The sequence below is a fragment of the Phycisphaerae bacterium genome (genome assembly GCA_035384605.1).
In the GTDB taxonomy this organism is placed as follows: domain Bacteria; phylum Planctomycetota; class Phycisphaerae; order UBA1845; family PWPN01; genus JAUCQB01.
Genome location: DAOOIV010000136.1, coordinates 1 through 12,609 on the forward strand (window position 1 = coordinate 1; position 12,609 = coordinate 12,609).

General features: G+C 61.3%; 12 protein-coding genes. 11 read left to right on the forward strand and 1 reads right to left on the reverse strand.

All coding sequences use genetic code 11. From position 1 onward, the window contains the following. A partial coding sequence (locus PLL20_19520) for an AAA family ATPase (GenBank protein HPD32189.1) occupies nt 1-848 on the reverse strand: 848 nt, incomplete at its 3' end. A 279-nt stretch (nt 849-1,127) separates the two neighbouring features. Here PLL20_19520 and PLL20_19525 point away from each other — a divergent pair. The 11 genes from PLL20_19525 to PLL20_19575 all read left to right on the forward strand — a co-directional run bounded on the left by PLL20_19525 (nt 1,128) and on the right by PLL20_19575 (nt 12,388). Then, on the forward strand, nt 1,128-1,955 hold the full coding sequence (locus tag PLL20_19525; protein ID HPD32190.1) for a polysaccharide biosynthesis/export family protein: 828 nt from the start codon (nt 1,128-1,130) through the stop codon (nt 1,953-1,955). Nucleotides 1,956-1,998: 43 nt separating this feature from the next. Continuing rightward, nucleotides 1,999-3,762: a hypothetical protein gene (locus PLL20_19530; GenBank protein ID HPD32191.1), complete on the forward strand. Its 1,764-nt coding sequence runs from the start codon at nt 1,999-2,001 to the stop codon at nt 3,760-3,762. 57 nt (nt 3,763-3,819) lie between these two features. Then, nucleotides 3,820-4,728: a CpsD/CapB family tyrosine-protein kinase gene (locus tag PLL20_19535; protein HPD32192.1), complete on the forward strand. Its 909-nt coding sequence runs from the start codon at nt 3,820-3,822 to the stop codon at nt 4,726-4,728. 9 nt (nt 4,729-4,737) lie between these two features. After that, nucleotides 4,738-5,802 (forward strand): FemAB family PEP-CTERM system-associated protein, encoded by a 1,065-nt coding sequence (locus PLL20_19540; GenBank protein ID HPD32193.1) that lies wholly within the window; start codon nt 4,738-4,740, stop codon nt 5,800-5,802. A 144-nt stretch (nt 5,803-5,946) separates the two neighbouring features. Further along, nucleotides 5,947-7,236 carry a glycosyltransferase gene (locus tag PLL20_19545; GenBank protein ID HPD32194.1) on the forward strand — a complete coding sequence of 430 codons (1,290 nt, stop codon included), beginning with the start codon at nt 5,947-5,949 and terminating at the stop codon, nt 7,234-7,236. After that, nucleotides 7,233-8,465, forward strand: coding sequence for a glycosyltransferase (locus PLL20_19550; GenBank protein ID HPD32195.1), 1,233 nt, complete (start codon nt 7,233-7,235; stop codon nt 8,463-8,465). Before PLL20_19545 ends, PLL20_19550 begins: the two co-directional genes overlap by 4 nt. Before the next feature lie 128 nt (nt 8,466-8,593). Continuing rightward, on the forward strand, nt 8,594-9,394 hold the full coding sequence (locus tag PLL20_19555; protein HPD32196.1) for an ABC transporter permease: 801 nt from the start codon (nt 8,594-8,596) through the stop codon (nt 9,392-9,394). 44 nt (nt 9,395-9,438) lie between these two features. Next, entirely contained in the window at nt 9,439-10,518 is a 1,080-nt protein-coding gene (locus tag PLL20_19560) for a polysaccharide deacetylase family protein (protein ID HPD32197.1), read from the forward strand. Further along, on the forward strand, nt 10,519-10,710 hold the full coding sequence (locus tag PLL20_19565) for a hypothetical protein (protein ID HPD32198.1): 192 nt from the start codon (nt 10,519-10,521) through the stop codon (nt 10,708-10,710). It abuts the gene before it with no gap. A 404-nt stretch (nt 10,711-11,114) separates the two neighbouring features. Further along, nucleotides 11,115-11,312 carry a hypothetical protein gene (locus tag PLL20_19570; GenBank protein ID HPD32199.1) on the forward strand — a complete coding sequence of 66 codons (198 nt, stop codon included), beginning with the start codon at nt 11,115-11,117 and terminating at the stop codon, nt 11,310-11,312. Between the two features lie 311 nt (nt 11,313-11,623). Continuing rightward, on the forward strand, nt 11,624-12,388 hold the full coding sequence (locus tag PLL20_19575; protein ID HPD32200.1) for a DUF4382 domain-containing protein: 765 nt from the start codon (nt 11,624-11,626) through the stop codon (nt 12,386-12,388). Nucleotides 12,389-12,609: the final 221 nt, after the last annotated feature.

Sequence of the window (12,609 nt, forward strand, 5' to 3'; positions counted from 1 at the left end):
GCCGGATGATCTGACGTCTCGGGGGATTTGGCGTCTCCACTGACGCCACCGACCTGTTCGCAGACTTCCTCAACGATCTCATCGTTGACGACTTTCCGTCTGTCGGCGTAACAGGCGAGCAGCGCGGCATCGCAGATCTGGTTGATCAGTCGGGGAATTCCCTTGGACGCCAAGTAGATGGCATCAATGGCTTCATCGGTGAAAAGGTCGGTTCCCGGGCATCCGGCGACGCGAAGGCGGTGATGGATGTACTGGCGCGTTTGTTGAGCGGATAGGGCCTTGAGGTGAAAACGACCAAACAGCCTCTGATCCAACTGGCGCATTTTCGGTTGGGAGAATCGCTCTCTCAGTTCAGGTTGTCCCAGGATGCAGACTTGCAGGAGCTTGGCGTCGTCCGCCTCAAGGTTGCCGAGCATCCGGATCTCTTCGAAGGCCTCGTCCGGCAGATTCTGGGCCTCGTCGATGATCACGACGACATAGCGGTCTTGGGCGAATTGCTCGAGGAGGAACTCCTGGAGCAACTGGCTCAATTCGAGGTTTCCGGCTTGCGGAGGCGGGCTGAGCCCGAACTCTGAGCAGATTGCGGCCAGGAGCTGGTGGCCCGACAGGTGGGTGTTGGTGATCACAGCGGTTTCGGCCTGCTGTTCGATCTGGCGCAGGAACACCCGGCCGGTGAGCGTCTTGCCGGCGCCGACCTCGCCGGTGATGAGGACGAATCCTTTGCGTTGTTCTGTTGCGTACTGAAGGGTGGCCAGGGCCTCCTCGTGTTCCGGCGTACTGAAGTAGAACGTCGGATCCGGGGTGTTGTTGAACGGCGGGCGGTGAAGCCCGAAATGGGAGCAGTACATGCCCGGTACCTCCTGATGGGGAGACCGTTTTCGGCGCGCGCGATTATCGGACGAAGGAGAACCGGCGCGTCCCAAGCCGTTCTATCGGACCTGCCTGGTGGGCACCTTGAGGCTCGTGCCAACGCCCGGAAAAAAAACGAGGATAAGTCGAACTGAGCCTCTGAGCGTCCGATTACTCTGGCACGGAGCCAGGTCCGCCAGCTATCGGGCGTGCCGGCTGAAGCCGTCGTCGAGGCAGAACCGGAGAGGTTCAGGATTGCCACCTGTGAGACCAAAGGCATGCAGGACTTCGCCAAGACCCGATTGATGATTCTGGGAATGGGGGCCCTTGTTCAGCTTGTCGCGAGCACGGGGTGCGCGCCGAAATATGACGACGTGAAGGCTTTCGTGCAGGCCCATAACCATGACGTTGTGGACGCCACTCATCGAGCCAAGCCCACCGATCTGGTGGTGATTGCCTCCGCCACGTGTCCCGAGGTCGACGGGGTCAACAGTCGCATCAATCCTGACGGCACGATCATGCTGCGGTTGCTGGGGCCGGTGAAAGTCTCGATGCTGACGGAGCAAGAGATTGCCGCCAAGATGGAGAAGCTGCTGGCCCGCTATTACGTCGATCCCAAGGTGGAGGTCCGGCTGGTCACGCCGACCAGCCGGTGCATCTACGTGTTTGGTCAGGTGACCTTCAACGGTCCCAAGCCCTTCACCGGAAACGACACGCTGTTAACGGTGCTGGCGAACGCGCGACCGAATCTCATTGCCTGGGGCGAGATGGTTCGGGTCATCAGGCCCAGCGCCGACCCCAATGAGGTGCGGGAGATCACGATCGACGTAACGCGAATGATTCAGAAAGGTGATCTTCGCAATAATCTGCTTCTTCAGGAAGGCGACATCGTCTATGTGCCGCCGACGCCGCTGGGCTGGGTCGGTCTGCGGGTGCAGGAGTTGTTGTATCCGGCGGTGCCGCTGTTGAATGCCTATGCTTTTCCGGCGAATGCGAACAACACGCTGCGGACGTACACGGACTACAACTGGAGCGATGGCACGGGGGCGAACACGGAGCTGTATTACGGGTACGGGGTGAGGCCGTACATCAACGAGGGCTGGTGAGGATCATCCGTCAAGGCAGACAAGGGCCCGCAAAGGATCTGATATGAGCGTGCAACCCACGTCGGTTATTCTCGGTCCCCGAATCGGCGCACCGCCCGAGGAATCGGCTGTTGCGAGTCTGCTCCAGACTCTGTCGAAGGTACTGGACGTCGCGCGCCGGCACTGGCCACTGATCACGATCTCGATGTTGACGGTCATGTTGCTCGTGTTATCGATAGGCCTGACCTGTCCCCGGCGTTACTATGTCAGCACCACGTTTGAACGTCGCAACAACCTGGTCATCTCCAAGCTGTTGGCCAGCAACTCGCCGTACTCTTTTGCCGCCCTGCGGCAGTCTCTGATTTCCGACCTGCGGAGCTTCTCGATCGTTGGGCTGGCGGTCGAGGAAGCGGGTCTTCTTGATCACTTGCCGCGCGACGGCTCCGGCAACCTGACCGCCGAGGCCAAAGCCGATCGCGACGCGATCATCGGGCGATGGATCGAGTCGATTACGGTGCACATCCGCGAAACCGGGGATTTCTCCGACATTGTCGAAATACTCTATCTGGGCGATCAGCCCGACCGGGCTGCGCCGATCCTGGCGAGGATCCGGGACAGCTACATTACGGGCACGCGCAACAGGGTTTCGGGCATCCTCAATGACGCGCACGAGTTTTTCGAGAGAGAATCCAGGAAGTGTCAGGAGAAAGTTGCCGCCCTGAGGGCCGAGCTTCACCGGATCGACGTGGACTTTCCGGGGACCAACCCGACCGGGCCCGACACTCTCGAGCAGAGGCTTCAGGTTGTCGCGCGGAGCATCGAGCGCAACGAACGCGATCGGCAGAGACTGCAGGCAAGAATCGCCTCTTCCGAGGCCTATCTGGCTGGGTTGACCACCCGCCCCTCACAGGACGCCGCACAGCCCAATCGACCGGCCGCGATCGGGACGAGTACCATGGCGAACCCGCGCTACCAGCAGACGACGGCAGAGATCGCCAGCCTGAACAGGAAGATCGACGACTTGAAAGTCACCCGTCGGATGACCGAGATGCATCCTCAGATCGTGACCCTGCGTCGTCAGGTTGAAAGCCTCCAGGAAACTCTCAACCAGCTTCCGGAGAATCTGGAGGTGCCGTCGGGGATGATGAATCTCCCGGCGGATTCATGGGAGGCGGAGCGAAAGAAGACGGAAATGGAGATCAAGACCAACCGCGACGATCTCGCCCGGATCGAGCTGGAGCTGAAGGCCAATCTGGAGACGCAGGAGCGACTCAAGAAAGACATGCAGTCGTTGCCTGAACGCAGGGAGCGGTACGTCAATCTGCAGCAGGCCCTGGCCAGCGCCCAGAACGATCTGGATCTCTGGAACAACAACTTGAGCCAGTTGAATCGCATCCTGACCGCCGAGGCGGAAAACCGAGGCATCCAGGTGCTGCCTCTGGATCAGCCGCACCTGGCCGGTCGTCTTCGCAGACCGACCGCCAACGGCTTGTTTGCGGTCAGTTCGGGGTTGGGATTGGCCGTGGCGATTGTGATCGTATTCCTTCGCGAGATTCTGGACCGTTCGGTGAAGGATCCGGCCCGGCTAAAGCAGACGCTGGGCGTTCCGGTATTGGAGACGATCGGGGAGATTCGTGCGGGGCGACCTTCGCGGTGGCGTCTTCGCAAGTGTCTGCTACCGACGTTCGTGACGGTGCAGACACTGGCGGTAGCCCTCATGGGGATCCTGGTTTACCTGGCGTTGGAACGTCCCGAATCGTATGACCGGCTGATGACGCGGTCCGCGGCTCTGTTGGGAGAATGGACAGGCCGAATTACTGGAACATGAGAGACGCCTGTCCGGACCGGAGGATCAGACGGCGTCAATAGCAGGCGACGGAAGAACATGGGACGGATTGCTGAAGCGCTGAAACGAGCACAGCAGGAGCGGAACCTGCGGCTGGCGCAAACGACGGATATGTCGTTTGGCAATGTTGCCGCCGCTTCCGTGCGCACTTTCGGGCGCGGGGCCACGAGGGCGGAGTCCTTTTCCGATTGTGTCCAGTCGCTGCTGAAGCCTCCTTCGTCGCCACAACCGTTTCCGATCACGGCCCCTGCCGTTGAAAGTGAGTCGGTCGGCGGGGAGGTGGTGGCTCTACACGAGCCGAACTCGGTGACGGCCGAGAAGTTTCGATCCGTCCGCACCCGGTTGATCACCGCCAATCCAGGGGGCGGTCCCCGTGTGCTGGCCCTGACCTCGGCCCTGCACGGCGAGGGCAAGACCGTTACCACCGCCAATCTGGCATTCAGTTTTGCGGAACTGAAGTACCTGCGGGTAGCCATGGTGGATCTTGATTTTCACGCCTGCGGGCTGAGTTGTCTGCTCGGGGCCGAGCGTCAGCCGGGGCTGGCGGAGGTCTTGCGAGGCGAGCTGTCGCTGGCGGAGGTATGCATGCCGGCGGTCCGGGATAATCTCTACCTCATCCCGGCCGGAGATCCGGCGGGTTTGTTGCCCAGCGAACTGCTTGCCAGCAAGTCGTTCGGCGGCGTTTTCAAGGAACTGACCGAGCGTTTTCATTACAGTCTGATCGATACGCCACCCGTTCACGAAGCCGCAGACACAGGAGTGATCGCGCCGTTGTGCCATTCGGTCATCATGGTCGTCCGCATGAACCGGACGCCCGAGCCGTTGGTGGATCGCTGCGTGAAAATGCTGCAGGCCAACCGTGTCAACGTGGCGGGGTGCGTTCTGGCAGGCTACCACGAGACGCGGATGGCCTCGCTCAGCCACGATTATTACCAGAGCACGTCATAGGAGGGAGACTTGTCCATCAGCATCACCGAGTTGGATGAGGGCACAACCGGTTTGTGGGACGCCTACGTCGCCGGTCATCCGGAGAGTACCATCTTTCACACGTTGATCTGGCGGGATGCCGTGACCGAGGCCTTCGGGCACCGCAGTCATTATCTGATGGCCTTTCGCGACGGGCGCCCGGCGGGCGTGTTTCCGCTGATGAGGGTGGACAGCCGGCTGGCGGGCACGCTGATGGTGAGCGTGCCTTATGCGGTCTACGGCGGTTCGTTGGCCGACGACGATGAGACACATCGCGCTCTCCTGGAGGCGGCGACGGCGTTGGCGATCCAGGCCGGGGCGCAGTGGCTGGATATCCGCTCCATTCGCGCGCGATGGCCGGAACTGCCGATCTCGGATCGATATGTGACCTTTCGCAAGTCTCTGCCGGCAGACCCGAACCGGGTTCTGGCGGAGATGCCGCGCAAGGCCCGAGCCGCCGCCCGGCAGGCCCGCGAGCGGTTCAATCTGGTTTCGCGATTCGACGAGTCGCGTCTTGACGAGGTTTGGCTGCTCTACAGCCAGTCGATGCGCCGCCTGGCGTCGCCGAATTATCCATTGAGGTTTTTCCGTGCATTGATGGACGCGACGCGCAGCCGGTTGCAGGCCGGGGAGCGGGTCGAGCATCTGGTTCAGATCGTGGAGCATCAAGGCAGGGCCATTGCCGGACTGGTCAGCTTCGTCTATCGCGACACGTTGTCGCCCTATTTTGCCGGTTGTGACGAACGATTCGAGAAGTATCACCCCAATCATTTCATGTACATGTGTGCCATGGAAAAGGGTGTGGAACGGGGTTGCCGGGAGTTCGACTTCGGGCGGTCGCGGGTCGATAACAAAGGTTCCTGCGATTTCAAGCGTTTCCAGGGCTTCGAGCCGACGCCGCTGCAATACCAATACTTTGTGCCGGCGGGCGGCCGGGCGCCTGATCTGACGCCGAACAACCCGAGATTGCAGTTAAGTCGGCGGGTGTGGCCCAAGCTGCCGCTGGCGGTGACCCGGCCGCTGGGGGCGTGGTTGTCGAAGTCGATTCCGGGGTGAGTTGGAAGGTTGTCCATGATCCGTTTTCAGAGGTCGGCCGGACAGGCAGCGCTGATGAGCGAGAGAGACCCCGCCTTCTGGGCATTACAGGGGATTGAAAACGCCGAACGACTAAGAACCGACAAATGAGGATTGACGACTGCGATGAAGCTGCTGTACCTGGTCCATCGGTTGCCCTGTCCCGCGGACGGCGGGGCGAAGCTTCGCGCCGCCGCACAACTGCGGTTTCTTGCGCAGCGGCACGACGTCTGGTGCGCCGGGTTTCTCGAGACGGGCTTCCTGGGGCGTACATCGCAGGAGGCCCGCCGATCGCTGGGGGCACTGCGGTCGATGTGCCGCGAGGTCGCGGCGGTGCCGCTACATGAGTCCCTTGCACAGGCTCGTGCGTTGACGGGGTTGTTGGCCGGCGGGACGGCAACGGAGCAATACTTTGCCTCAGGGCGTTTGCGGCGGCAGGTGATGCAGTGGGCCGAGCAGGTAGGTTTCGACGCGGTACTGGCATTTTCGTCGAGCATGGCCCCGCTGGCGCTTCAGGTTCCGGCGTCGCGTCGGGTGTTGAATCTGGACGATCTGGACAGCCGCAAATGGGCTGAGTCTGCGGCCGGTGCGGCCTGGCCGATGAGTTGGGTTTACCGGATTGAGGCTCGCCGGCTTGATCGCCGCGAACGGAGGTGGCTGGGCAGCTTTGATGCCAGCGTCCTGATCAGCGAGCGGGAAGCGTCGCTGGTTGAGGATGAACGCCTTCGTCAGAAGGTGCACGTGGTGGGACCGAGTACTCCGGCCCTTGTGGCCGCGGATCTGCCGACAGTACCGAAAGAGGTGAATCTTCCGCGTGAGCCGGTGATCGGGTTTGTGGGGGCGATGGACTACGGACCGAATATCGACGGTGCCTGTTGGTTTGCCGAGAAGGTCTGGCCGTTGATCACCAGCAGCCGTCGTGATGCAAGCTGGTGGCTGGTGGGGAGATCTCCGGCGCGAGTCCTTCGGCGGCTGGACAACGGGAAGAACATACAGGTGACCGGGACCGTTGCCGAGGTGGAGCCGTATTTGGAGAAGATGCGGATTTGCATTGCCCCATTGCGAATCGCGCGGGGGGCGCAGATCAAGGTGTTGATGGCCATGACCTCCGGGCGGCCGTGCGTGGTGACACCCGGTGTGGCCGAGGGACTAGGAGCCCGGCCGGGGCGGGAATTGCTGGTTGGCGAGTCGCCGGCCGAGTTCGCCGAAGCGGTGCTGAGACTGCTCAACGACGACTCCCTGGCGCAGGATGTGGCCCGGGCAGGTCTGGCGTTTGTCGTCGGCCGCCTGCGACCGGATGTCAGTCTTCTTCGCCTGGAGCGGCTTCTGACATCGGGCAGAGAGCGAGGATCGGCCTGTGCGTTTGACGGGGCAACAGCCTCGCCTTGTTGTCAGCCCGGGGGTCTATCGACGTGATCAGCGGCAAGAACATCATTTGCTTCGCGAGCGGCTGGAATTTTCATCCGACCAGCAAGCACCATATCATGCGCCGCCTGGCCAGACGCAACAACGTTGTCTGGGTGAATTGGCATGCTTCGCGCCGGCCGACGATGCATCCGTACGACCTTCGGATGATTTGGGACAAGCTCCGGCAGATGCGTCAAGGTGCCCAGCGAGTCGCCCACAACATCGCGGTGGTGACGCCCTTCCAAGTGCCCATGCCTTCGATGCGTCTGGCACGTCGGTTCAACAGATTCACCGTGCGACGGGCGATCGAGCAAGTGGTCGAAACCTTACCGAATCGGCCGGTGCAGCTCTGGAGCTTCGCCCCGGACGTCAGCGACTTCGTGGGTTGTTTCGGCGAGGAACTAGCCCTGTATTACTGTGTGGACGCTTTCGGCGAGTTTCCCGGCTACGACCGGGCTCTTATCGAGAATCGCGAGCGGCAGTTGCTGGACCGGGTGGACGTAGTGATCGCGACTTCCCGGCCGCTCTATGAGAGCAAGTCACGGTTTCACCGCAACGTGCATCTTGTGGAGCACGGCGTGGACTACGAGCAGTTGAGCCGGGCGGTGAAAGAAGAGCTGGATGCCCCGAGGGAGCTGGAATCACTGCGGCGACCGATCATCGGTTACATCGGGGTTGTGGGTGAATGGGTCGATCTCGATCTGCTGGCCGCTCTGGCGCGCGAATATCGGCGCGCGTCGATCGTCGTGATCGGACCGGTGCTCGTTCCACACGGCCCGTGCGAGGATCTGCCGAACGTGTATTGGCTCGGAGAAAGAGATCACGTTTTGTTGCCGGCCTATCTTCGCCTGTTTGACATCGGACTGATTCCCTTCAAGCACGTTCCCCTGACGCGAAGCGCCAATCCGATCAAGTTGTACGAGTATCTGGCGGCCGGCGTCCCGGTGGTCAGCACCGGGTTGCCCTCGGTTCGACCCATACCCAACGCCGTATGGGTGGCCGACGACGTGGAGCGAATGATAAGGTGCTGCGAGGATGCGCTTGCCTGCAACAGCGCCGCCGACCGCCGGCGCAGGTCGGATTTGATGAGAAGCGAATCCTGGGAGGCCCGGCTCGAACAGATCGCCGCCATTATCGACGCGTGCGGCAGGACACCGCCCTGCGGGCGCTCCGGGGGCCTCGCAGAGGCACTTGCTGAAGAGGAGCGTTGCGAAGCCGCGGTCATGACGTCGACTTAGCGGGTTCCCGGCTTTGGCGGAGGCAGCGTCAGGGCGAGCGAGCTGCCTGGTTGAGGGGCCTGACGGTTTCACCGGCCGCGGACGCCATACGAGGAACGGATTGATAGCTGACGGCTAGGCGTTTCCTTATGCTTCAACTGTGGCTCTATCGCGATCTCTTGTACCAACTCGTGCGGCGCGAGGTGGTGGTGCGCTATCGCCACTCGCTGCTGGGCGTATCCTGGGCACTGCTCCAGCCACTGGGCATGATGTTGTTGTTCACGTTCATCTTCACGCGCGCGGTTTCGCTCAACGCGATCGCCTCCCTGGACGTGCCCTACCCGCTGTTCGTCTACATCGGGGTGTTGCCCTGGACCTTTTTTGCGACGGGCCTGAACGGCTCAATTCAGAGCTTGACGTCGCAACGGGACTTGGTGACCAAGGTTTATTTCCCGCAGCAGATTCTTCCGCTGACATCGATTGCCAGCGCTTTCTTTGACTTTCTCGTCGCCTCCGTCGTGCTGGTGGGTTTGGTGGTTTACTTCGACGCGACCAGCGACTGGTCATTCGCGTTTCGTTCGGTACTTCTGATGTTGCCGCTCGTGGTGGTTATCCAGGTGGTTCTGATGGTGGGCCTGGGTCTTTGGCTGGCCCTGGGCAATCTGTGGTATCGCGACGTCAAGTACCTGTTCGCGGTCGGCATCCAGATGTGGATGTTTCTGACCAATGTGTTGTACCCGCTGCCGACTGACGGTTCGGCGGCACTCAGATGGCTAACGACGGTTAACCCGATGGTTCCGATCATCTCCGCCTATCGTGACATCGTGATCCATGGACGATTGCCGGAGGCCGTGCCCTTCCTAACCGCCCTCGGCGTTTCTGTTGTGCTCGCAGCAAGCGGATGGGCGGTGTACCGGGCGCTGGAAGGCCGTTTTGCCGAGCGTGTGTGACTTTTGCGTGCCGGTTTGCCGCGTGCGGGAAGTGGAGACGAGTAATGCCGATCCGTCGGAGACTGTTTGAGGGCCTGTCATGGCGGCTCGAGGCGCGGGCCGCCGCGTCGCCTGCCGCAAGCGGCGACCGCCTCCGAGGCTGCGCCGGCCGTATGATGGCGTTGGCTGGGGCCCATAACCACCTCCCGGACATCGAACAGCAGGCGGGAATCCTGTGCTTTCACGGTATTACCGAACGTCCGGATCCCCAGGTGGAGGACAACGTTCTGAGTCTGCGCAATTTCCGCCGGTTGCTGAACGTGCTCCATCGTTCGTTTCACGTGATCAGCCTGACCGAGTTGGTGGCCTGCATTAGAGAGCGTCGCTCCCCGCCTCCCAAGAGCATCGTGGTGACGTTCGACGATGGTTATGCCTGCTGCCACGAGCTTGCGGCCGGTGAGCTGGCCTTGAGACGGATGCCATGGTCGGTCTTTCTGCCTGCCGGTCTTATCGAGACGGGGGGGCGACAGTGGCTGGACGACGTGCGCGTGCTGATTCATCGCGGCGGGCGGAAACGAATCGTGCTGCACTGGGACGGCCAGGCCGTCGAGTTTGACCTGAGCACGCCCGAGCATCGAAGTGCCGCGGTCAAGCAGATCATCGAGGCCTGCCGCTATCTGCCCGAGCCCCAGCGTCGTTCTCGTTTCGATGAATTGCTCTCACTGTACTCGGATGATGAGATCGCTTTTCTGCGCGAGCAGTATCCTTCTTTCGCCCCGATGACCTGGCAACAGGTGCGTGAATTGAAGCTTGCCGGGGTCGACGTCGGCAGTCACGGCCTGTCACATATCGCTCTGGCCCCGCAGACGTCCGACTACATTCGACGTGAACTGGCCGCTGCTCGCGACTTGCTCCAGGAGCGGATCGGCGATCACAGCCCGCACTTTTCCTATCCCTACGGGCGCCTGGCTGCAATGTCGTCTCAGACTGAAGTCCTTATTCGCGAGATGGGCTATCATTGTGCCCTGACCCTCGAACAGGAAATCGTCCGTTGCCCATCCTGCAATTTGATGGCTTTGCCCCGCCTGATCGTTTCGGCCCAGGTAGGCCGGGTGCTCTTTGGGTTGTGGCAGAGATTCCTGTGAGTGACAATTCATATCAAGGGTTTGCCGCGCAGGATCCTCGATACGGAGGACGCAACCGCAGGTGATGTGATCCTGTCGGCTCGCGACGCGTTCGACGGAGGCGCCGATGTTGACATCGATGATATCCATCGGGCTGTGGGCTGCATCGGTGGTGCGGCGCAGTCCAAGGCTTTGCCTGCGAGGATGCCGTGATGGTAATCAGCAGATCGACCAAGCTGACCGGGGCCTCTCTCGGTGATGCTTGAGGGGCACGGATATCGCAGCGGATCCCGCGTGTATAGATTGAGCGGGAAGATACCGTTTGGCCATCGGTATGCGCGTATGCGGGGCACTTCAAGATCAGGCGCTTGGAGTCATTGCGATTCACGGCGGCGGATCCGGTTTATGAGACCTGGATGGGGGTGTTTTCCGCCTTTGCCTTAGCCAGATGGACGACCATAACATTGGATAGCTCGCAAAGGTCTGTCGGGCCGGGGGTTGTCGGGGGTGCCCGGAGGAGAGGGGCGATCTCTGGTTTCTGGCGCGAGGCACGAGCCGCACGGCTTGCTGACCGGAGGCTTTGGAGAAGAAGCGTTCCTCTCATTGGTAGTTGCGATATGTTCAACTTTGGTGCCATGGGATCGGAAATCGTGAGAGCGGAGTGCCCGGAGTGCGGGCTGGTCAATGTTCGGATCGAGTCGAGATTGGGTCGCGTGCAGTGCATCCGGTGCGGCCACGTTTTCTGGAAATCCGCCGCTTTGCCAACTTCCGAGCTGAAGGCCGGCTGGAGGCGTCAGGCTCGCCGCGATTTCTGACCCCGGCCAGCGAGGCCGGTTTTTCCAATCAGCGTGGTTGATAACTGCTTTTCTCCCTTGTTTCTCGGGCCTTGTTGATGTGTTTTGGCAGGGCCCGCGGACCAGGCATCAACCCGAAGAGCCCGCCCCTCAGCCGATAACCTCAAGTTCGCTAACGTCACGCCGGGGGCTTAGACGATAAACAGTCTGGCATTGTTTTCCGCTCGGGGAATCGGCGGGACATGCGTCAATGCGTGAATCAGTGTTGTGAACGAACCACTCGTGGAACGGGGCTTCGGGATTGAGGGTAAGCCACAAGACGTGAGGGGGCCATGGATTGCCGTCATCGCCAAACGGGTATAGGGGTGCTCGTCTGCCTGGTGATCGTGGCAGGCATGGTGGGTGCTTCAGTCAAGGGGCTCTTGGGCCCGTGGGGCTCGGCCGGGGCGCCTGCGCCGCCCACAGGCAGGCTGAAGGTGGTCATGGGCAGGACACCCGCGCCAGCGGAGCCGCTCAAAAGGGCAAGCTTGACCGTCACGCGAGTGGAGGTGCTTCGACAACACACGGCTCCGCAGCTTGCTGAAAACGCGGGTTTTCTGGGCTTGCCGCAGGCCGCGGCAGCGGTCGCCGCCGATCAGTCGTGGATCGTGGTTCAGGAAGGCGAGCAAATCATCGACTTACTCGAGATTCAGGCAGGCCAAGCCAACCTGCTTATCAACGCCGATCTTCCTGAAGGTCCGTACACGAGTCTCCGTCTCACGTGCAGGGAAGGCCGAGTCACCCTCGACCGGCCTGACCACGAGACTCCGGATGACACCCTTGTTCCGGACGGGAACCGCAGGAAGGCGGCGCAAGTCACTCTGGATTGCGGGTTCATGATTGCTCCGGGCCGTGAGACCGCGTTGTTGCTCGACATCGACGTGAATGAGGCGTTTGAGCCGGTTAAGGTCGTTGATGGTCAAGAGGCGATGCTCAAGGGTTTCCGGTTCAACCCTCGAACGGCCATGCGTCTGACCCATCTTCTCCCGGCCGGAACCGCCGGCACGACCACGGCCGTGCCGTCGACGCACCAGCACCGCGGGGATTGCTCCTGGTGATGTTGAAGCATGGTGATGTGGCGGCTTGGGGTGGCCGGTGCGGATCATTGAACCGGTAGATGCGTATCTACCCTGAAATCGCCGGTTAACACCATTGACGATCTTCAAAGCCGTGAAGGCGGTGCAGCGATCGACGATGCGCGGGGTGCTTCTTTTTCGGTCGTGCGCTAACCCAAGTTGAACAGCCAAAGGCGATTCCAGGTTTTTTGGGGGGTGTCGAA